The organism is Romboutsia lituseburensis (assembly GCF_024723825.1).
Taxonomy (GTDB): domain Bacteria; phylum Bacillota; class Clostridia; order Peptostreptococcales; family Peptostreptococcaceae; genus Romboutsia_F; species Romboutsia_F lituseburensis_A.
The window spans coordinates 189,480-212,431 of sequence record NZ_JANQBQ010000001.1 but is presented as its reverse complement, the minus strand read 5'-3'; the positions used below and the strand labels follow the sequence as shown (position 1 = coordinate 212,431).

Genomic DNA, 22,952 nt, shown 5'->3' with positions numbered 1-22,952 from the left:
TCACTAAGGTTGTTATTTTATATTATTTTTCTATATTAATCCATTTTAATGCATTTTTAAGTTTTACCGGATTACCATACATCAATGTAGCCATTCTATATATCTTAGCGCTACCCATTCCGACTAGTACCGTTGATACAATTAATATTAATGAAGATATTATAAACTCTATAGATGTAACTGACCCTGATCCAACCCTCGCTATCATAGTCATTGGAGATGCAAATGGTATATATGAACAAACTTTCATTAAAGTGCTATCTCCATTTGATAAACCAAATATGCTAATAATAAATACCACTATAAATATCATCATTACAGGACCAACACTTGTCCCTATCTCCTCTGTCTTTGATACTAAAGCTCCTAATGTTGCAAATATAAATGAATAGAATATATATCCTAATATTCCAAATATGGCAAAGGTTAATATTAATTCTGATGGAATCTTAAATATATTATCCAATACTCCATTCCACACCTTACCATTTAACTTGTATGATATAAGGCCTGAGGACATTATTACTGCAACTTGGGCTATACTTGCTATTGCTCCAGCAATAACTTTACCAAAAATCAAATTATTAGTGTTTGTACTTGTAACTAATACTTCAATTGCTCTATTACTTTTTTCAGAGGTTACACTCATAGCAATCAATTGACCATACATTATAATCATCATATAAAGTGCAAAAATTAATATGTACGCATACATATAGTTATTTGCACTATCTTTTCCTAATATTTCAATATTAGAAACTATAGATGTATTGTATATTGAGTTCACTTTATCAAAATCTATTCCTTCTTTAGAAGTTTTATATTTTACATATTCATTTTTTAAAAATTCATTAAATTGTTCTTCATTTACATCATTAAGGTTAGTATTTTGAACTACATAGTTATACTCAGTTAATTTTTTAACATAAAACCCTGCCTCTACATTTTCATCTTCAACTAGCTTTTTTAACTCATCTTGGCTTTTTACTACTTTCCAATTTGAATTTGGAAAATAAGTATTTAATGCATCCTTATTTGATATAGCATTATTTTCATCATATATTGCTAGGTTAGATTTTTCTTCATCTACAATATCTTCAGCTCCAGTATTGTTTTGATCTTCGTCAAATAATATTGATGACAGATCTACAAAGTTCGGTATAGACAGACCTATTATAATTAATAGTGAAATTATCACAGTGCTTATTATAAATGACTTCTTTTTAAAATAGTTTCCTAGTTCAAATTTTAATACAGTAAAAAATTGTCTCATTACTTTTCACCAACTTTCTTTACAAATATATCTGCTAAATCCGGCTCATATATGGCGAATTTTTCTATATCGATATTTTCATTTATTAAAGTTTGTAAAAGTTCATTTTTTGTTTTATTATCAATTAACTCTACAACTAAATAATTCTTTTTAACTTCATTTACTATTACTAAATCACTAAACTTAGTATCAATTATATTCTTTAATTCGTCTATTGTTATGTAATTAGCACTTAAGATAAGTCTATCTTTTCCAAATTCTTTTTTGATATTTTTAAGGCTCCCACTTAATACTATTTCACCTTTATTTATTATAGCTATCTCTTCGCAAAATTCTTCAACATAGCTCATTTGATGGCTAGAAAATATAACCAATTTATTTTGTGTTATTAATTCTTTTACAGTATCTTTAAGTATTTGTGCATTAATTGGGTCTAATCCACTAAATGGTTCATCTAATATAACTATATCAGGATTACATACTAAAGTTTGAGCTAACTGAACTTTTTGTTGATTTCCTTTTGACAAACTGTCTAATGTTTTGTTCGAATATTCATCTACCCCTAATTTTTCAAGCCACAGCTTTGTATTTTGCTTTGCTTTTTTTGACGATAATCCTCTTAACTCTGCTAGATAAACTATTTGCTCTGCAACTTTCTTTTTAGGATATAATCCTCTCTCTTCAGGTAAATATCCGATTTGATAATTTTTTGGTTTAAACTGCTTTCCATCAAGTAATATTTCACCTGAATTAGCTTTAAATACATCCATTAATATACGAATTGTTGTTGTTTTACCGGCTCCATTTTTCCCTAATAGTCCAAGGGCCTTCCCACTTTCAACTGAAAAAGATATTCCATGTAATACTTCATTTTCTGAAAAACTTTTTCTTAAATTTTTCACTTCTAGTTTCATATTAATTCCCCCTTTCGACTTAAAGTTTATACATATTCATGAAAACTATAAAAGTCTAACTTAACTAAAACTACTTGAAACTTAAATAAATCTATATCAAGTTTTTGATTTATTATATAGTTATTTACAAAGTAATTAAGCCATATATTAAGTTAGCATAGGTTTCTTAAAATTAAAATATAATGAGCATGAATAGTTGTTTTTAGGGTATGAATAGTAAACGGCAAAAAAATAACTGGAAGTAGATATACCTCCAGTTACTCATTTTAATTAATATGTTATTTTAAAGCATTTAATGCAGCTTCATAATTAGGTTCTTCAGTTATTTCTTGTAAATACTCTACATATACAACTTTATTATTTTCATCAATAACAAATACTGCTCTTGATAATAATCCTAATTCATTTATATAAACTCCATAGTTTTTACTAAACTCTCTGTCCTTGTAGTCTGATACAGTTTTTACATTTTCTATACCAGCTGCTCCACACCATCTAGCTTGTGCGAATGGTAAATCCATTGATATTGTATAAACTTCTACATTATTTAATTTTGATGCTTCTGTATTAAACCTTCTAACTTCCATATCACATACTGCTGTATCTATTGACGGTACAGATAAAAATACTCTTTTTCCTTTTGTATCATCTAAAGATACAGGATTTAAATCATTACCTACTACTGTAAAGTTTGGTGCAGTATCTCCTACTTTTATTTGAGTTCCTTCTAAAGTTAATGGTGATCCTTGGAATGTTACTTTCATATCTATATACCTCCTATGTAATCTATATCGATCACTAATTATTCTTAACGTTTGTAGTATATTGATACCCACTGTTTAAAAGTTTAATCTTTAATCATTTCAAAAAATTCTAATTTTTTTCAGTTTAATTTCTAACAGTAAAAAAATAAATAAATGTTTTAATTCTTACTATCTCGGGGTAATTTATTAATCTAAATAATATTTAATAAATTAGAAAGGAGATTGCTATTAAAATTAGCAAAGACGTTTATATGATTAGCATCTTAGGATTGATTTTATCGTTAGCACTTATAATGTACTTAGCTTATAAGGGCTTTTCAACTATTATAACAGCACCAATCGTTGCAATTATTACACTAATACTTACATCAGGATTTAATAGTCACTTGATGGCCAACTATACAGAGGTTTATATGGTTGGTTTTTCAAGTTTTATAAAAAATTACTTCCCGTTATTTATGACAGGATCTATTTTTGCAAAACTTATGGAAGAAGCTGGTTATGCTCAATCTATAGCTTATTTTGTTACTAATAAATTAGGTAAAGATAAAGCTATTCTAGCAGTTGTTTTATCAGGTGCTTTACTTACTTATGGAGGAGTCTCTTTATTCGTAGTAGCATTTATATTATACCCAATAGCGTCTATGCTATTTAAACAAGCAGATATTCCAAAGAGACTTATACCAGGTACTATTGCTCTGGGTTCTTTCACTTTTACAATGACTGCTCTACCTGGTTCCCCTGAAATTCAAAACGTAATACCTATGAAATATTTTGGTACAGATACATTTGCAGCTCCTATAATAGGATTATTTGCAAGTATTTTAATGTTAACTTTAGGTATGTTATGGTTAAATAAAAGAGCAAAGTCTGCAAAACTTAACAATGAAGGATATGGAAATCACAATGATGTCGTTTCACATGCTAATGAAACTAGCTTCCCAAATATTTTCATATCTATTTTTCCAATAATAATTATATTTTTAAGTAATTTATTTTTATCTAAAATATATTTTGCTAATGTAGATGGACGTTATTTAAAAGAATTTAATACTACTTTAAGTAGTGTATCTGGAACTTGGAGCGTTATTATTTCTATGATATTAGCTGATGTTTTTATAGTTTTAATTAATTTCAAAAAAATATCTAACTTAAAAACTGCACTTGATAAAGGTGTTAGTAATTCTTTTAAACCTCTACTTAATTCTAGTGCCATTGTTGGATATGGAAGCGTTATAAAGTCTTTAGCTGTATTTACGCTAGTTCAAAACTTTATATTTTCAATCTCTTCAAATCCAATTATTTCAGAAGCTTTATCTGTCAACTTAATTTGTGGACTTACAGCTTCGGCTTCTGGTGGTCTTGGTATTTCACTTGACGCTTTAGCTAACTCCTATATCCAAATGAGTCATACTTTAAATATTTCCCCAGAAATATTACACAGAATAGCATCTTTATCCTCTGGTGGACTAGATACATTGCCTCATAATGGGGCAGTTATTACAACTTTGGCGATTTGTGGTCTAACACATAAAGAATCTTATAAAGACATCTTTGTAACATCTGTCGTTATACCAATTTTTACAACTATATTTGTAGTACTGCTTCTATCACTAAAATTCATATAAATAAAAAAACTCTTTCCTAGCAATTATAAATCACTATGAAAGAGTTTTCATCCCTGTCAAAAAAATTATATATTAAGATCCTCTACTCCACTATTTACCATCTCTTCATTTAAAATAAAGTTAACAAATTTTTCCCCATGTGGTAAACATGTTTGTATAAAAGGACCTGTTATAAGCATTGCTATAACTGTTCCAATTCCTACAGTACCTCCTAAGAAATAACCACCAATTAAAAATGTAGCATCCAGTCCCATCCTTATCCAACGATATTCTACTTTCAGATTATCTTGTATTATAAATGGTATTATATCATTCGGTGCCACCCCTACATTAGTTGATGAAAGTATAGAAAATCCTATAGCTATTATAAAACAGCCTAATACTACTAAACCTACCTTTAAAGCATATCCATATGTATGTATTGGAAAATGCGAAACAACGTTTACACCCATATCAATAATTGGACCAACACCAATAACACATATTAAAGTACCTATTTTTATATGATTTTTTTGAACTAAAAATATTATTGCAAATAATACTACTAATATTATTCTGTTTGCAGTACCCGTCGTAGCGTTTAACCCCATATTATTTAACGCACATGCTAAGCCTTGTGTGAAAATTGTAAATGGATCTGAGCCTATATTTGTTCTTAAATATAATGCAACCCCAAATTGGATTATACTCATTCCTATAAAAAATAATGTTAACCTTTTCACACTGCTTAAAAGTTTGTTCATATATATTCCCCCTAAGTATGTCTAACATTTCGATTGATTTTAAGCTAAACACTTGATTTATTGACTTTTAAAGAATAATATAATTTCAAAAATCTGTCAATAAAGTTTGTTATTTTTTTAGCCATTTTTATTTTGTTTTAATATTTTAATTTTTCTTATTATTAGTTTTAAAACTTTTGAAACACTTAGTTTTTAGCCATTTTGATAAAAATTCTATTTCATATTTTTATTTTCTAATTATTTATATTTATCTAAAATTTTATTTTATTATAACAATAAGAAAAATTAAATTTTATTTTGTATCACAATAAAAAAATATATAAAATTATATTTGAATAAAGTTAGTAAAGTTCACATACCCTTTTATTATGTAAACTTTATTATTTTCTATATTAATATTAAATTTTATGTATTCTAATTAGACAATAGCATTTTATAATATGTATATGAGTTATAAATATCTAATTTATTGTTAAAAGCTCGTAAAATTTTTATACTAGTAACAATTTATATATATATTACTTTAGCTAATAATTTTTGTACCAATACAATTACTATTATTATATTTATTATCTTATATTTATTGTTTTTACCAACAATTGTATGATAAGCTTTGCTCATAATCATACTATTTTGTTTACATTTTAGTATATAAAACTAATTGTATGGAGGTATTTATATGAATAAAAATACAAAATATATAATTTATGTGGGTATGTTTTCAGCATTATGCACAATAGCAACTTTTATAAAAATTCCTTTTGGAAATGGAGCTATGGTTCATTTAGGTAGTGCGATGATTTTTACTTTAGCTATATTATTTGGAGGAAAATATGCAGGTCCAGCTGGGGCTATAGGTTCTGCTTTCTTTGATTTATTATTAGGTTTCTCTCCTTACACATTATGGTCTTTTGTTATAAAAGGTATAGCAGGATTTATTGCTGGAAGTATAGCTCATATAGGAAATAACAACGGAAACAACTTTTTTATAAATCTTCTAGGACTATTTGCAGCTTCTTTATGGACTTTAGTTGGATATATTATTGCTTGGACTTTCGTCATAGGAAGTTTTGAAGCAGCTTTACTAAATATACCAAGCTCTTTGATGAGTTCTTCTATGGGTATTATAGTTTCAATACCACTTTCTTTAACCCTTAGAAAAACTTTACGTAAATCTGGATACTTAAATTTAGATACAAACACATGTAGATAATTAATTATCAAAAAATAAAAATAATTCAAAAAAGTTTTTTTATATTATTGACATCATCTAAAATCATATATATTATTAAATTAATAAATTTCAAATAAAATAAAAAAATTCTACGAAGAGAAAAAGTAAGTATTATTTTGTTCTACAGAGAGTTGGTGTTTGCTGAAAACCAATGTTCAAGTTTTACTGAAAATCATCTCTGAGAAGCAACACCGAACAATATTTAGTAAGTGTTGCCGGTATCTGTCACCGTTAAAAGATAAGCGTATTGTTAGATACGTAACTGAGTGCTACAAATAGGTTTATTTATTATACCTTTATTTGTAGAATTAGGGTGGTAACGCGGATAATCCGTCCCTTGTATTTTACAAGGGGCGGTTTTTTATTTTTCGAAAGGGGGAATATTTATGGACATTGAAGGTGATATAATGTACGGATAAAAAATATTAATTTAATTAGGAGGTTTTAAAATGAACACTTTATCAAAAAAAGATTTATTACTTATCGGTTTAATGCTTTTTTCTTTATTCTTTGGAGCAGGAAACTTAATATTTCCACCATTTCTTGGTCAATCAGCAGGAGATAAAACATGGCTAGCAATGGTATCATTTTTTATAACAGCTGTAGGATTTCCTGTATTAGGGGTAGTTGCCGTTGCTAAGTCAGGTGGACTTACTAATCTAGCAAAAAGAGTTAATAATGTTTTTGCAGTAGTCTTTACAGTTTTAGTATATTTATCAATAGGTCCTGGTCTAGGAATACCAAGAGCTGGAAGCTTACCTTTTGAAATGGTTGTTTCACCTTATTTACCTCAAACTATTTCAAAGTCATTTGCATTATTCTTGTTTACATTTATATTCTTTTCAGTAGCATATTGGCTTTCATTATCTCCAACGAAATTAGTAAATCGTATGGGTAAAGTACTAACTCCTTTGCTTCTATTTTTAATCGCTGTAATATTTTTAGGATCATTATTTAAACCACTAGGTAATTATAGTGTAGCTAGTGGAGATTATTTAACTAGTCCCTTAGTTAAAGGATTCTTAGATGGATATCTTACTATGGATACAATAGCCGCTCTAAATTTTGGTATAGTTATAGCTTTAGCAATAAAATCTAAAGGTATCGAAGATGAAAAAACTGTTGTTTCTATATCTATAAAAGCAGGACTTATAGCTGGTGGATTATTAGTTTTAATTTACTCATTACTTGCTCACTTAGGAGCTACAAGTGGATTTAGATTTGGTGTTACTGAAAATGGTGCACAAACATTAACAAATGTTACTACTTATGTTTTTGGTAAACCAGGCGCAATTTTACTAGCTGCCACATTTACGTTAGCTTGCCTAACTACTAGTGTTGGTCTTATAACTTCTTGTAGCCAATATTTTACTACACTTACAAACAAAATTTCTTACAAATCTTTTGTTAGAATACTGTCTCTTTCAAGTATGATGCTTGCTAATTTAGGCTTAACTAAAATACTTGCTATATCTGTACCTGTGCTAAATGCAATATACCCCATAGCAATAATGCTTATAGTTTTATCCATGCTTGATAATTTATTAAAAGAAAGTTCTTTAGTTTATAAGTTTACTATATTATTTACTGGTGTTATTAGCGTAGTTGATGCTTTAGGACAAGTAGGTTTTAAATTAGACCTTATTTCTAACCTATTTAGTAAATTGCCTTTATATTCTCAAGGATTAGGATGGGTAGTTCCTGCTTTACTTGGTGTGCTTTTAGGATTATTGTCTACTTCTATAAAAAACAACTTAAATAACAAAATGGTTGCACAAAGTGAAAATTTAAAGTAACTATCGAGTAACAAACTATAAAAAGCAGAGTAGTATCTCTGCTTTTTATATGTTATATTAATATACTTTTCAATTACATTCCTATAAACATAAGACCCATGGATATAATAACTCCTGAGTATAATAAGTCTACTATACAAAATCCCATTATATCTTTTGCACCAAGTCCTGCTATACCTAATGCTGGCAATGCCCAAAATGGCTGTATCATATTTGTCCAAGCATCACCCCATGCTATTGCCATGGCAGTTTTAGCTGGATTAACACCAAGTGCTTCCCCTGCTGGCATCATTATAGGCGCTTGAACGGCCCACTGTCCTCCTCCTGATGGTATAAAAAAGTTTACTATTCCTGCACTTAGGAAAGATAGCATTGGAAATGTTACATTCGTTGAAATTGATACAAAGAAATTAGATATTAAAATTGCTAAAGAGAATCCATCAGCATTAGTACCTGTCATCATTCCTATTATACCTGCATAAAATGGAAATTGAAGCATTATTGGACCAGCACTTTTAGCAGCTAGACCTAATGCATGTAAAAATCTCTTTGGTGTTTTATGAAGAGCTATTGCTAAAAATAAGAATATAAAATTGACTATATCAAGATTCAAATTAAATCCATTATTTATAAAATAATATATGATATATATAAATCCCATTAAAGATATCAATAAACTTACTATTTTACTATTTTCTAGTTTGTCTGCTGGAGTCATTTCTCCTCTATTCATTTCCACAAATGCGTCTTCATCCTTTAATAAACTTCTATCTATTGTAACTACTTTATCTTCTGTCGGATGCATAGCTTTATTTAATAATGGCAATGTTAGAACTAAAACACCTACTATTATCATATTTGATATTGAAAATATGGTTTCACTAGTTGGAACCCCTTGTGCTCCAATTACTCCTGCTGTGGCACTAACAACAGTTTCTCCTCCACTTGCTAACGTTAAAGGAATTGATCCTGATAATCCTGCATGCCATAATAAAAATCCAGAATAGGCTGATGCTATTAAGACTCTATAATCAACACCATCAACTTCTTTAGCTAGTTCTTTAGCAAATATAGCACCTATAACTAATCCAAACCCCCAGTTAATTAAACAAGCTATTGATGAAATAAAAGTTACCATCAATATTGCTTGCCCAGGTTTCTTAGGTATTTTTGCCATTCTACCTAAAAGCTTTTTAAATGACGGTGCACTTGCAAATGTATGTCCTAGTACTAATACAAGAGCCATCTGCATAGCAAATGCTAATAAACTCCAAAATCCTCCAGACCAATGGACTACCATATCTATAGGCCCTTGACCTGTAAATACAATTCCTGACAAAAATATAACAAACGTAATCATGATACAGAATAAGAAAGGATCTGGCAAATAGTTTTGAACTAAATTGACACATCCATTTGTGAATTTTTTAAACATATCTCCCTCCCAATTTTATAAGTCACTCAAGACCTTAAGTCTTAAGTACCTTAAATTTTTTAAATTTATCATATTAATATTCATTAATATCTATTTCATTTATTGTAAATTTTTACTAATTTTCAAATCTGCTTCTATGTCATTTTTTATTTCATCTATAGTAAATTCTTTATTTATTTCAACCAATATAAGTCCTTCATCGGTAATTTCCATTACTCCCATTTCAGTTACAATTAAGTCTACTTGACCCTTTGCTGTTAATGGTAAACTGCATTCTTTCAAAATCTTAGCTTTTCCTTTTGCTGTATGTTCCATCGCTACTATTACTTTTTTAGAACCAACAACTAAATCCATTGCTCCACCCATTTCTGGTACTAATTTTCCCTTTTCATCAACCTGAAGGGCACTTAAGACCGTTATATCTACATGTACTCCTCTTATTATTGAAAATGAACTGGCACTATCAAAAAATGCTCCTCCAGTATTTATGGTAACAGGAGATCCGCCTGCATTTACTATATATTTATTTTCCTCACCTGACTTTGGACTTGAACCTATTTCTATAAATCCATTTTCAGATTGAAGTGATTTATCATAAAATCACTCCCCCTTTATATTAAAGTGACTAAATAGACTTAACTATTACACAAGTACCCATTCCTCCACCTATGCAAAGTGAAGCTAATCCATGTTTTAATTTTCTTTTTCTCATTTCATGCAAAAGAGTTGTTAAAATTCTAGCTCCTGAAGCCCCTAAAGGATGTCCTAGAGCAATTGCTCCCCCATTTACATTAGTTCTTTCTTCAAACCACTCATCATCAACACCATGTTCTTTTTTTAACGCTTCCATTACACCTAATGATTGCGCTGCAAAAGCTTCATTCAATTCTATCAGTTCCATATCTTTTAAACTCATGTTAGCTTTATTTAATGCATCTTTTATGGCCGGTACAGGCCCAAGCCCCATTACTGAAGGATCTACTCCTCCTTGGCCAACTGATATTAATTCAGCAATTGGATTTAGTCCATATTCTTTAACTACTTTTTCTGATGCTACAATTACGATACTTGCTCCATCATTTATGCCAGATGCATTACCTGCTGTTACAGTACCATCCTTTTTAAAGGCGGGTCTAAGATTTGCAAGTTTTTCTAGACTTGTACCTCTATTTGGATATTCATCTGTATCAAAAACCTCTATCCCTTTTTTATTTTTAACTTCTATTGGAACTATTTCATCAACGAATTTTTTACTATCAATAGCTTTTATCGATTTCTCTTGAGATTTAATAGAAAATTCATCTTGTTTTTGTCTAGTTATACCATATTTTTGTGCTACATTTTCAGCAGTTATACCCATATGGTAGTTGTTAAATACATCAGTAAGCCCATCCATTACTAAACTATCTCTAAGATTCATTCCTCCCATTTTGCTACCAGTTCTTACAGTATAATCTGTTACATACGGAACTTGAGACATTGACTCAACGCCTCCTGCAACTATTAAATCTGCTATCTGTGCTTTTATTTGTGAATATGCACTCATAACGCTTTTCATACCGCTTCCGCATATTATATTTATTCCATATGCTGGTACTTCATAAGGAATAGCTGCTTGTCTTGCTATGCCTTGACCTTGTCCTGCCGGTAATACATTGCCTAAGATTACTTCATCTATGTACTTAGGGTCTATATTGTTATTTTCTATAACTGACTTTATTACTTGCCCTGCTAATTGTGATGGCGAAACTGTAGCTATCTTTCCTAAAAATTTGCCAATTGGACTTCTCTTTGCATCAATTATATATACCTTAGACATTTGACTCTCCCCCAATATATCAATATATTTTTTTATTTATATGTATGCTTATTTTTATTGGCTTATGCCCCATTGTAAAATTTATCGCCCTTAATTAGAATGTCTATACTTAAATATCCTTTGTGAAATTCAATAAAACTATATTGCTATACATCACAACTTATCCACAGTTTTTGATGTATTATAATATCCTTAATCGTAAAAAAAGGGCCTAAAAATAAATTTTAGGCCCTTTCGTTTTTTTATAAGTTTTAATTTTTATATCCATCAACTACAACATCTATTTTTCCAGTTTCAGGAGATATAACAAGTCCATGTACTATAATATCTTTAGGTATTAACGGATGATTCTTAACTACATTTACACTGTCTTCAATAGACTCTTCTACTGATTCAAATCCATGTAAAAACTTTGAAACATTAATTCCTGAGTTCGAAAGTGTGTTTATAGTATCTTCAGATATATCTCTATCTAAAATTTTATCTAGTAAAACTTCTGTGTCTAAGTTACACATACCACAACCATGGTGTCCTACTATAAGTACTTCATCTACTTCAAATTCATAAATTGCTACAATAATACTCCTCATAATACTACCAAAAGGATGCATTATAGTTGCCCCTGCATTTTTTATTATTTTAGCATCTCCATTTTTTAGATTCATAGACTTAGGTAACAAATCTGTAAGTCTTGTATCCATACATGATAAAATAACTATTTTCTTATCAGGTTCTTTAGATGTTTCATATTTTTCATACTCTTTATTTTCTACAAATGCTTTATTATATTCTAATAGTTTATCTAATTTCCTAATTTTATTATTCATTACCTTTTCCTTCCTATGTCTAAATATTTTTATCTATCAAATTTTAATTTATTTTTTTACACTGAATCTACATTGTTATACACTTTTACTAAATTTAATATATTATATTATAAATTTTAAAAATAGTCTAACTATTTTTTCTTTATATGCTCTTTATTTATTATCTGTAATAACTTTGAATTTATTTTATAATGATATTATTCATAAATATATAATACATAGTTTTTAGCATTATAAATATCCCCTATATAAAGAAGTACTTTTTAACGCTTCAATATATAGGGGATTTCTTATTACTATTTAATTATTAATATTGATTATTTAATCCGCTATTTACAATTGGTTGCGTTTCTTTATTTGCACAAAGTACAACTAATAAATTGCTGACCATAGCAGCTTTTTTCTCATCATCTAAATTAACAATATTACTATCATTTAAGTTATTAAGAGCCATTTCAACCATTCCAACAGCTCCCTCTACTATCTTTTTACGAGCTGCTATTATTGCTTCTGCTTGTTGACGTTGTAACATAGCAGCTGCTATTTCTGGTGCATAAGAAAGATGAGTAATACGAACTTCTGTTACTTCAATTCCAGCTTCATCAACTCTACTTTGAAGCTCAGTTTTTAGTTTATCTGCGATTTCTTGACTACTACCACGAAGAGATTTTTCATCTCCATCTTCAGAAACATCATAAGGGTAAAGTCTTGCAATATTTCTAATAGTTGTGTCACATTGTATCGATATAAATGTCTTATAATTCTCTACATTGAATACAGCTTTTGTAGGTTCAACTATCCTCCAGATAGCTACTACACCTATTATTATAGGATTTCCTAATAAGTCATTTACTTTTTGCTGTTCATTATTTAATGTCATAGTTTTTAAAGATATTTTTTTGGTATTACTATGAATAGACACTTCTAAATCTTCTTGATTTTTTATTTTTGTTTGCATCATTTGAGGTGAATAAGTTGGATTTACAGATGAACAGAATGGATTTACCCAGAAAAATCCTTCCTTTTTTATTGTTCCATAATATTTACCAAATAAAACTAATACTAAAGCTTCTTTTGGATTTAATATTTTCAATCCACCTAAGCATATAAAACTTATAACTAAAACTACTATACTTAGCACTATAAAAAATGCATTTTCATTTATTGCTCCAAGTACTATTGTACCTATAGAGATAACGATACATAATAGTATTAATAGCAAAGCCATTATACCATTATAATATTTTGCTTCTTTTTCTTTGTAGTCAAATTGACTATTCCCCATATCTATTCCCTCCTTTAATAAATTTATATACTATAATATTTCTACTTAAGAGTATTGGTTCTCCTTTTTATTATGACAATCTTTTCCTTTTAGTACAATAGATTTAACAAAAATAAAAACAAACTGCTTACTATTTTATGAAAGTGTAAATTTTATATAAATTAAAAGTGCCTAAAATCAAAAATTCTAGACACTTTTATATATTACTTAAATGTTATTTCTATTTTATCCATATTAGGCTTTAATTGAATTAATTCTACATTGGCTTTATTAAACATATATTTTGATGCTTTTATAGAATCTGTATCTGCATATTTATCTACAAGATAATATACTTTCTTTATTCCTGACTGAATAATATTTCTTGCACAATCGTGACAAGGGAATAAATTTACATATATACTACATCCTTCTAATGACTTTCCTCTTGCATTTAATATTGCATTTTGCTCTGCATGAACTACATATGGATATTTTGTTTCTAAAAATTCTCCATCTCTAGTCCATGGAAAATCTTCATCACTGCATCCATTTATAAATCCATTGTATCCAATTGATACTATCCTATTATTTTTATCTACTATACATGCTCCTACTTGAGTAGATGGATCTTTACTTCTCATCCCAGATAATAAAGATATTCCCATAAAGTAATCATCCCAAGATATATAATCTTTTCTCTTCATATTAGCCTCCTACGTATAAACATTAGTTGTATCACAATAATATTTTGTTATGTTTCTTATATTGTATATTATTTTTACAAATTTATACAGTATTATATAAAAATTAGACTAATATTATTGTATTCTAAATACTTATAAGTATTAATTTTAAAATGTATATCGCTTATTATTTTTATTAAAAAATATTTAAATCTTTTATATAATTAACCTTATTTTTATTTGTCATATCAATGTTTACAGGTGTTATAGATATATATCCTTCTTCTACACAATCTATATCATTATTTTCTACCTGATCTATATTTTTTATTTTCCCACCTATCCAAAAATATCTTTTACCATATGGACTATATCTTTCTTCCATTACATTCTCATATTTTCTTTCTCCTAAAACAGTTACTTTGGTTCCTTTTATTTCTTTATTTGGTATATTTACATTTAATATGCAGTCATCTAACATATCTAATTTATCTTTTACACTCTCAACTATTTTTACAACATGCATAGATGCTTTTTTATACGTTTCTTTGCTAACATTAAATTCATTATATGATATAGCTATTGATGGCTTATTTTGCACAAGGCCTTCTATTGCTGCTGATGCCGTTCCAGAATATATAACATCAGTACCTAAATTAGGTCCATTATTTATACCACTTAATACTAAATCTATGTGAATATCTTTAAGAATACCTTCTATTCCAAGCTTTACACAATCTGCAGGTGTACCACTTATAGAGTATGCTTTTATATTCTCAGCTATAAATTCCTCATTTACCATTATCGGACTATGTATAGTTATTGCATGACCTGTTGCACTTCTTTGACTTTCTGGAGCTACAACATATACATTAGCTATATTTGACATTGCCTTAGCTAATTCTATTATACCATTTGCTCTTATTCCATCGTCGTTAGTTATTAATATATTCATTACTTCCCCTCCTATTTTTTGCTTAATATAATTATAACTTAATATTAGTTTAATAAATGATCATTAACAATATTTTAAAATATAAATAAAATCTATAAATTAAAATAGACTATTATAGATTTTATTTATCTACATAGCCTATCTTACCTCATTTTAAAATAAATATTATTTTTCTTTTTTAAATTTAGTATATTTCTTTTTTATATAATAAATTCCTATAAAAATAAATATTATTGAAACAATTGCAATTGAATAGTTTTTCATTATTAATGTTATATGACTTAAATTGTCTCCTAAAATATATCCTAAATATATTAAAATACTATTCCAAATAGCTATTCCTATAAATGAATAAAATGTAAACCATGTAATATTCATTTTAGTTACTCCAGCTGGTATAGATATAAATGTTCTTGCAATAGGCACTATTCTTGCAATCATCACTGATATCTTGCCGTATTTTTCCAAATAATTCACTGATGAATGAACTGACTTTTTAACTCTTGGGAATTTTGTAAGTATATATTTAATAAATGGCTTACCAAAGTATAACCCTATTAAATAGTTTGTAATACTTCCTATAATTCCCCCTAATACACTTATTCCTAATACAGTGATAAAGCTTATATTTAAATTAGATGCCATTATTCCAGCTAAAGGTAGTACAACTTCACTTGGTAAAGGAAAATTTGCATACTCTAGCATTACAATAACAAATATACTTATTAATCCGTATTGTTCCATAAAATGTTTTAATAAAGTATTTATGTCCATAAGTTATTTAAATCCCCCCTTATTTTTTCTATGTATTTTGCTAAGTTTATTTTACACAACTAAAATTAAAATAAACTTAACAAAACATTAAATTTTTATTAAAATTTGTCATTAATTTCTAGTTTTTATTTATTAAACTCAATCGTTATCTTTGTATAATTTTCTGTCTCGCTTGCTATATTTAAATTATAATTATACAAGGATAGTATTTTATTTGCTATTGATAGACCTAGGCCAAAGGAATTATTTTTTTGTCTAGATTCATCTACTTTATAAAATCTATCAGTTAATTTTGATATGTGAGTTTTATCTATACCAATACCATTATCTTTTATTGATAAAAATTTTCCTTTTTCATTTAAATCAAGTTTTATATTTATATTTACTTTTTCTTTGTCATTATATTTTATGGCATTATCAATTATTATCATTAACAATTGTTTTAAATGCTCTTCTTTTATTTTTAAGTTAATATCTTCATTTATTTCTTTTGTAAATACTATTTTTTCATTTATTAATTCATAATTTTTAATAGTATCTAAAATTATTTCTTTTGGATATATATATTGTAAATTAATTAAATTTAAAGCTTCTTTATCTGACCTTGATAACTCTAATAATTCATTTACCATTTTTATCATTCTATTTACTTCTTCTAAGCATACATTTATTGAATTATCTAAAACATATTTATCATTTTTACCCCATCTATTTAACATCTTAAGGTGGCCTTGTAATACAGTAAGTGGCGTTCTCAATTCATGTGATGCATCTGATACAAATTGACTTTGCTTATCAAATGATTCTTCAATATCATCCATCATAGAATTAAATAACATATTTATTTTATCAAATTCATCATTCGTATAAGACAATGGTACTCTTGTTTTTATGTTATTTTGTTTAACGTCTTCCATAGTATTAGCTAATACTCTTAATCTATTTAAAAATTTCCTTGATAAATATATTGCTCCTATTATACTAAGTATTATTCCAAGTATTATTGCACCTATAAATAAGAATACATATTTTTCTGCAATATCTGTTAAGATATCTATTTCTTGTAATATTTGAATTTTGCATCCACTTTTATTTAGAGGTTTGTCTAATATTAAATACGGTCTAAACTTTATAAACTTTAAGGTATTTCTTTTACCTTCATTTTCATTCAGACCAATTTTTCTCCATTTATCTGTATCTGATTGAAAAATTATATTATTCTTCTTATATATTCTAAGATTTTCATCAGATACTTCGCTGACTTGATTAAGTACAATCTCTATATTATTTTCCTTGATATTTTGATTTTCAATAATTAAATTTATTTGATTGTAAGTTTTATCGATTAATTCATTTTGGTACTCTATGCTGAATATGCTAAAACTTATTAGTTGTATTATCGTATAAACAGCAAGTATAGTTGTTATTATGCCTAATGATACAATACTAAACTGAAATGATACTGGTAATTTTTTTTTATTTTCCACAATCATGACCTAATAACATATCCAACAGATCTAACTGTTTGAATATATTCCTCTTTATTTTCACTATTTAATTTATTTCTTAAATATCTTATATATACATCTACTACATTAGTTTCAGCTTCGTAATCATATCCCCATATATTTTCAATCAAATTATCCCTTGATATAACCTTATTTTTATTTTTTATAAGATATACTAATACTTCATATTCTTTATTTGTAAAGTTTAATTCTTCATCACCTTTTTTAACAGTGCGTGCATCTAAATCAATCATTAAATCTTTAACCTCTATAACATGTGAATTTTTTGTATTATTATCTCTTCTAAAAACTACTTGAATTCGAGCAAGTAATTCTTCTATTGCAAATGGTTTTGCTATATAGTCATCTGCGCCGATTTGAAGCCCTGTTACTTTATCCATAACACTATCTCTTGCGCTTAGCATTATTATTGGTGTATTTTTTTCACGTTTTAATCTTCTGCATACTTCTAATCCATTTAAACCTGGTAACATTAAATCTAATAATATTAAATCAAAATCTTCTTCTAATGCTTTTATTAATCCATCTTTGCCATCTGCTTCTACAAATGCTTTATATCCCTCAAATTCTAATTCCATCTTTATAAAAGATGATATATTATTTTCATCTTCTATTATAAGTATTTTTTTCATATACATATCCTCCCTAAGGTATTACTCTTTTACTTTATAATAAAATACACAAAATGGGAATATATAATATATCCCCTTATAATTTAATCCTCATGCATATCTTTATGGTTATCTAAATCAACTATTGCGCCACTACTTGTATTAACTGTTATTTCTCTCAATATATTTTCCTTATCTTTTATTTTAAATTCATATTCGAATGAAAAGTCCTCTTCGTTGAATTCCTTCTTGACTTTTATAACTTCTCCAGGAACTTTCTTTAATGCAATTTCTTTCATTTGTTTTTCTGTGTAATTTATATTTGATTTTGCATAAGCAAATACTGCTGTACCTGTGGCTCCTATTCCTAATACTCCTATTATTGATAATATAGCTACTGTTCTTATTATTTTTTTCTTATTTTCATTTAACTTTTGTAATACTTTTTCTGTATTTAAATTTTCTTTGCTATTTTTTATTTTATCTTTCATGATTGTTCCCTCCAATTTATTAATCTAAATACATTTTACAATCTATAAATTAAATTACTATTAATAAAGTATTAAAATTTGATGAAAATTTTAATTATTATATATAATATTTCTTAAGATAGCTCTTCTACACAAGCCATATGAAAAGTCGGTGAAGATGATGGTTCTATAAAGGATTGGGATTATATAAATTAACTAAAAGCCTTCTATTATAGAAGTAGGCATTTAAATTATGTTTACTTAGAGTATAGGAAGCTTTTATATGTTACAATTATGGTATAATATGGTATTTGAAATTTATTAAATATAATTTTAAAATATATATACAAAGAAAGTGAGGGATTTCATGCCCAAAAACAAAAAAAATATTAAAGAAATCTTATCTTCTACAATTCCATTTTTATTGATGCTTGGTTGTGGATTTATAGCTGGTTTCTTAGGAACAAAAAATTTAGATCAAAATGAGTTAGCTGAAATAAGCTTTTTAGGGTCGCTTTTTGGTTTTATATTTTTTATAAGTTCAGTTTTAGTTCAAACAATTTTACATGAAGCAGGACATTTAGTATTTGGATTAATGTCTGGTTATGAGTTCGTGTCGTTTAGAGTTGGTAGTTTTACTCTTATAAAAGAAAATAATAAATTTTTTATAAAAAAATTCAATTTAAAAGGAACTGCAGGTCAATGCCTTATGATGCCTAAATCTGATAATTGCGAAAGTTGCTCATATGTTTTATACAACTTAGGTGGTATTTTAATGAATGCTTTAGTTTCTATATTATGCTTTATAATATATTCATCAGTTACCACAAGTATATATTTATCTGAATTTTTGTATGGAATGATTATCTTTGGTGTAATAGCTATTTTAACTAATGGTATTCCAATGAAAATAAGTGGAATTTCTAACGATGGATATAATACCTTCTCCATCCTAAAAAATAATACTATGAAATACTGCTTTTATATTCAATTAAAGGTACATGGACTTTTAAGTAAAGGTATGAGAATTAAGGATATGCCCATTGAATGGTTTGAAATTGATGAAAAATCTGATTTTAGTAATCCTTTAATTTGTAGTATTAAATGTATTGAGGCTAGTTATTATCATGATAGGCTAGAGTTTGATAAAGCAAAAAGCTGTTATGAATTTTTAATTAATTATTCACCTAATATACTTAAATTGTTTGAAAATGAAATAAAATGTGAGTTGCTTTTTTATGAAATAATAGTAACTCAAAATCAAAATAACATAAATGAATTATATACAAAAAAATTAAAATCATATATAAAGGCAACTAATTGCTACATCAGTAGAGCTCGTTTAATGTATGCTTATCACTTGATAATAGAAAAAGATATTAAAAAAGCCAATACATTTTTAGACAAATTTGATAAATTAAAAAATACATATCCTGTAAAAGGTGAAATTTCTGGAGAAGTTGAAGTAATTAATTTTATTAAAAATAAATTTTTAATATCTGATAATATAAATAATTCATCTTTATAACAATTAAATAAAAGGCTGTTGCAAACCAATTAAAATTAATAATTTTGCAACAGCCTACTTTACTATGTAATTATCTCTTATTCATATGTCCCAAATACTAATACTTCTTTATTTTCAACCATTACTTTACCTTTTGCTATAACTGTATCTATATCTAAATTTTCATCCAATAATATAACATCTCCATCAGAGTTTTCACATATAGCACCCTTTTTAGGGTAAATATCTAAGGCCTTAGCAACATTTGAAGTTACATACTTAAGTGCATCTTCTATATTCATATTCTCATTTGAAATCATAGCTTTAAATTCTTTGTAAAGTGCCTCAACACTAGATACGCCTATTTTAACTAAATTTCCATACTCATCATAATTAGACCAACTTCCATATCCATCAGAACTTATCGTTATATTTTCTGGATTTACACCATTTTCTAAAGCCAATTTTATAACTCTTTTAGGACTTAATTTATCATAAATTCCGCATGTTAAATCTATGATACCACCTCTTTTTGCAAAATCAAAACTTTGTAATAATAACTTTTCATTTCTATTTACATGAGTAGGTCTTATAGTTCTAGCAGGTATTTCACTATTATCTAAACTTTCAATTATAGGACCTAGCCCTTTTTCTCCATCGCCCATATGTACTACAAGTATACCAGCTTTTCCACTAATCATTCCAGCTGACCTAACATCGGATGCTACTCTTTGTAATTCTTCATTTGTAATAGTTGATGATCTATGATCAGATAATGCTATCTTGCATCCTATCACTTCATCTATAAATACAATATCTCTTCTTACTGAATTAGTTAATGTAACAGTAGGATATTCATAAGATCCAGTGTGTACATAAACACTAACACCTTCTTCTTTTAATGCTTTTGCTTTTGCAACTAAGTTTTCAACACTTCTAGTTGTTCCATCTGTTCCTAGAAGTCCAATTACAGTCGTAATTCCAGACTTTGTTAATTTACTAAGCATGATTTCAGGCACTCTTGTTCTAAAACTGCCTTCTCCCCCTCCACCTGTTATATGGACATGCTGGTCTATAAATCCTGGTACTAATTTTTTTAGGCTTCCATCAATTATTTTTATTTTTTCATTTTTAAATTCTATATTTTCTTCTATTAAAGATATTTTCTCTCCACATATAAGTACATCTTTCCTTCCTAAATAAGTAGGCGAATAAACTTCTACATTTTTTATTAGTATCATAACTGTTACTCCTTTTAAGTATTTACTGATTTACTACATTTTCATCAATTTCTTCTTTTATATCCGTTTTGGCTATTCCAAAACCTGTTGCAGCTAAAATTATTGCAAATATTATACCAGTATAATTAAGAATCGCCCATGGTAAATATTCAATTGTACTTACACCAAGAGTTGATGCCATATAAGCACCTGCAGCTGACCATGGTATAAGAGGTACAATTACCGTTCCTGAGTCTTCTAATGTTCTAGAAAGATTCTTTGGATGTAATCCTTTCTTAGGATAAACATCTTTAAACAATTCACCTGGTATAAGTATTGATAAGTATGAACTCCCTGTAACAAATGCTACTGTAAAGCAGGAAACTATAGTTGAAAGTATTATTCCAAAAGTTGACTTTACTTTTGACATTAATAATTCTAATACTACGTCCAACATTCCTGATACACTTACTATTCCTGCAAATCCCATAGCACAGAATATTAATACAGTAGTACTCGTAACTGAAACTACTCCTCCTCTTTCAACAAGTTTTAATACTTCTGGATATACGTCTCCTCCAAATCCCGTCATTGATATAGTAAATCCACTTACTAAAGATGTAAATCCATCTACTGGGTTAAATCCTTGTACAACAACTCCTAATACAACAGTTACTATACTTGTTCCTAACATAGTTGGAATAGTTGGCCACTTTTTAACAGATCCTAAAATTACAAGTACTATTGGTAATATTAATATTATATTAAAATTAAACATTGAGTCTAATTGATCCATCATAACCATTACTAATTCTGGAGTTACCATATCTCCACTTGCTTTAAATCCTACAAATAAATAAACTAATAATGAAACGATTGCTGCTGGTACAGTTGTGTATAACATATGTTTTATATGATCATATAAGTCACTTCCTGCTGCCATGGGTGCTAAGTTTGTGGTATCTGATAAAGGTGATAATTTATCTCCAAAGAATGCACCAGCCACTACTGCTCCTGCTGTTGCTGGAAGTGATACCCCAAGACCTCCTGCGATACCCATCATAGCAACACCTATCGTTCCAGCTGCTCCCCATGAAGTCCCTGTAACTACTGATAAAATCGCTGATGCTAAAAACGCTGTAACTAATATAAACTTCGGGCTTATTAACTGTATTCCATAATAAATTATCATTGGAACTGTTCCTGCGAACATTAATGAACCTATTAAAAAACCTACACTCCAAAGAATTAATGTTGCTGGAAGTGCACTAGTAATTTTATCAATAATTGATCTTTGCATTTCATCCCATGTATATCCAAGTCTTAATGCTATCATAGCTGCAAAAAATGCTGATATAATCATAATTGGTTCTATTTTCATCTTTAAGTAACCATACCCTACAGCGAGTGATACTATCATAAAAACTATTGGTATTATTGCTTGCAATACTGTTGGCTTTTTTCTTTCTAATATTTTTTTGCTCATATTTTCTCCTCCATATT

The 22,952-nt window shown here is 27.9% G+C and carries 20 protein-coding genes, 1 pseudogene and 1 other annotated feature; of the genes and pseudogenes, 4 read left to right on the top strand and 17 right to left on the bottom strand.

From position 1 onward, the window contains the following. Positions 1 to 22 precede the first annotated feature (22 nt). The 3 genes from NWE74_RS01050 to tpx form a co-directional block, all read right to left on the bottom strand. On the bottom strand, positions 23 to 1,273 hold the full coding sequence (locus NWE74_RS01050; RefSeq protein ID WP_258241391.1) for an ABC transporter permease: 1,251 nt from the start codon (positions 1,271 to 1,273) through the stop codon (positions 23 to 25). Further along, entirely contained in the window at positions 1,273 to 2,187 is a 915-nt protein-coding gene (locus NWE74_RS01045) for an ABC transporter ATP-binding protein (RefSeq protein WP_258241390.1), read from the bottom strand. Before NWE74_RS01045 ends, NWE74_RS01050 begins: the two co-directional genes overlap by 1 nt. A gap of 278 nt (positions 2,188 to 2,465) precedes the next feature. After that, a complete protein-coding gene (tpx, locus tag NWE74_RS01040; protein WP_258241389.1) occupies positions 2,466 to 2,951 on the bottom strand; it encodes a thiol peroxidase in 486 nt (161 codons plus the stop codon). Positions 2,952 to 3,202: 251 nt separating this feature from the next. Between tpx and NWE74_RS01035 the strand changes: the two genes are divergently transcribed. Further along, complete coding sequence (locus NWE74_RS01035; RefSeq protein ID WP_258241388.1) at positions 3,203 to 4,579, top strand: GntP family permease; 1,377 nt, start codon at positions 3,203 to 3,205, stop codon at positions 4,577 to 4,579. Between the two features lie 65 nt (positions 4,580 to 4,644). On the opposite strand, the gene NWE74_RS01030 is transcribed toward NWE74_RS01035, so the two are convergent. After that, the gene (locus NWE74_RS01030) at positions 4,645 to 5,322 is read right to left on the bottom strand and encodes a YczE/YyaS/YitT family protein (RefSeq protein ID WP_258241387.1); all 678 of its coding nucleotides are present in this window, start codon (positions 5,320 to 5,322) and stop codon (positions 4,645 to 4,647) included. A 679-nt stretch (positions 5,323 to 6,001) separates the two neighbouring features. On the opposite strand from NWE74_RS01030, the gene NWE74_RS01025 reads away from it, so the two are divergent. Together NWE74_RS01025 and brnQ are read left to right on the top strand one after the other, a co-directional pair. Continuing rightward, positions 6,002 to 6,535: an ECF transporter S component gene (locus NWE74_RS01025; RefSeq protein ID WP_258241386.1), complete on the top strand. Its 534-nt coding sequence runs from the start codon at positions 6,002 to 6,004 to the stop codon at positions 6,533 to 6,535. Between the two features lie 103 nt (positions 6,536 to 6,638). Further along, positions 6,639 to 6,897 (top strand) — a binding site (T-box leader). Positions 6,898 to 7,005: 108 nt separating this feature from the next. Next, a complete protein-coding gene (brnQ, locus tag NWE74_RS01020; RefSeq protein ID WP_258241385.1) occupies positions 7,006 to 8,352 on the top strand; it encodes a branched-chain amino acid transport system II carrier protein in 1,347 nt (448 codons plus the stop codon). A 73-nt stretch (positions 8,353 to 8,425) separates the two neighbouring features. Here the strand turns inward: brnQ and NWE74_RS01015 are convergent, their stop codons facing one another. From NWE74_RS01015 to NWE74_RS00965, 11 genes and pseudogenes are all read right to left on the bottom strand, one after another. After that, positions 8,426 to 9,787, bottom strand: a complete 1,362-nt coding sequence (locus tag NWE74_RS01015) for a short-chain fatty acid transporter (RefSeq protein ID WP_258241384.1) — start codon at positions 9,785 to 9,787, stop codon at positions 8,426 to 8,428. A gap of 99 nt (positions 9,788 to 9,886) precedes the next feature. Beyond that, a pseudogene (locus NWE74_RS01010) lies at positions 9,887 to 10,360 on the bottom strand (CoA-transferase); the annotation flags it as partial. Between the two features lie 52 nt (positions 10,361 to 10,412). Next, positions 10,413 to 11,606: an acetyl-CoA C-acetyltransferase gene (locus tag NWE74_RS01005; protein WP_258241383.1), complete on the bottom strand. Its 1,194-nt coding sequence runs from the start codon at positions 11,604 to 11,606 to the stop codon at positions 10,413 to 10,415. A gap of 251 nt (positions 11,607 to 11,857) precedes the next feature. Beyond that, on the bottom strand, positions 11,858 to 12,421 hold the full coding sequence (locus tag NWE74_RS01000) for a carbonic anhydrase (protein ID WP_334304163.1): 564 nt from the start codon (positions 12,419 to 12,421) through the stop codon (positions 11,858 to 11,860). Between the two features lie 319 nt (positions 12,422 to 12,740). Then, on the bottom strand, positions 12,741 to 13,718 hold the full coding sequence (locus tag NWE74_RS00995) for an SPFH domain-containing protein (protein WP_258241381.1): 978 nt from the start codon (positions 13,716 to 13,718) through the stop codon (positions 12,741 to 12,743). A 203-nt stretch (positions 13,719 to 13,921) separates the two neighbouring features. After that, positions 13,922 to 14,404 carry a deoxycytidylate deaminase gene (locus tag NWE74_RS00990; protein ID WP_258241380.1) on the bottom strand — a complete coding sequence of 161 codons (483 nt, stop codon included), beginning with the start codon at positions 14,402 to 14,404 and terminating at the stop codon, positions 13,922 to 13,924. 175 nt (positions 14,405 to 14,579) lie between these two features. Then, on the bottom strand, positions 14,580 to 15,338 hold the full coding sequence (surE, locus tag NWE74_RS00985; RefSeq protein WP_258241379.1) for a 5'/3'-nucleotidase SurE: 759 nt from the start codon (positions 15,336 to 15,338) through the stop codon (positions 14,580 to 14,582). Between the two features lie 165 nt (positions 15,339 to 15,503). Then, a complete protein-coding gene (locus NWE74_RS00980; protein WP_258241378.1) occupies positions 15,504 to 16,112 on the bottom strand; it encodes a DedA family protein in 609 nt (202 codons plus the stop codon). Positions 16,113 to 16,237: 125 nt separating this feature from the next. Next, on the bottom strand, positions 16,238 to 17,599 hold the full coding sequence (locus NWE74_RS00975; RefSeq protein WP_258241377.1) for a sensor histidine kinase: 1,362 nt from the start codon (positions 17,597 to 17,599) through the stop codon (positions 16,238 to 16,240). Between the two features lie 2 nt (positions 17,600 to 17,601). Continuing rightward, entirely contained in the window at positions 17,602 to 18,273 is a 672-nt protein-coding gene (locus NWE74_RS00970; RefSeq protein WP_258241376.1) for a response regulator transcription factor, read from the bottom strand. An 83-nt stretch (positions 18,274 to 18,356) separates the two neighbouring features. Further along, entirely contained in the window at positions 18,357 to 18,743 is a 387-nt protein-coding gene (locus NWE74_RS00965; protein ID WP_258241375.1) for a PepSY domain-containing protein, read from the bottom strand. 346 nt (positions 18,744 to 19,089) lie between these two features. Here NWE74_RS00965 and NWE74_RS00960 point away from each other — a divergent pair, with 346 nt between their 5' ends. Continuing rightward, positions 19,090 to 20,250 carry a site-2 protease family protein gene (locus tag NWE74_RS00960; protein ID WP_258241374.1) on the top strand — a complete coding sequence of 387 codons (1,161 nt, stop codon included), beginning with the start codon at positions 19,090 to 19,092 and terminating at the stop codon, positions 20,248 to 20,250. Positions 20,251 to 20,327: 77 nt separating this feature from the next. On the opposite strand, the gene iadA is transcribed toward NWE74_RS00960, so the two are convergent. Further along, positions 20,328 to 21,470 carry a beta-aspartyl-peptidase gene (gene iadA, locus NWE74_RS00955; protein ID WP_258241373.1) on the bottom strand — a complete coding sequence of 381 codons (1,143 nt, stop codon included), beginning with the start codon at positions 21,468 to 21,470 and terminating at the stop codon, positions 20,328 to 20,330. 22 nt (positions 21,471 to 21,492) lie between these two features. Next, on the bottom strand, positions 21,493 to 22,935 hold the full coding sequence (gene nhaC / locus NWE74_RS00950; protein WP_258241372.1) for a Na+/H+ antiporter NhaC: 1,443 nt from the start codon (positions 22,933 to 22,935) through the stop codon (positions 21,493 to 21,495). Positions 22,936 to 22,952: the final 17 nt, after the last annotated feature.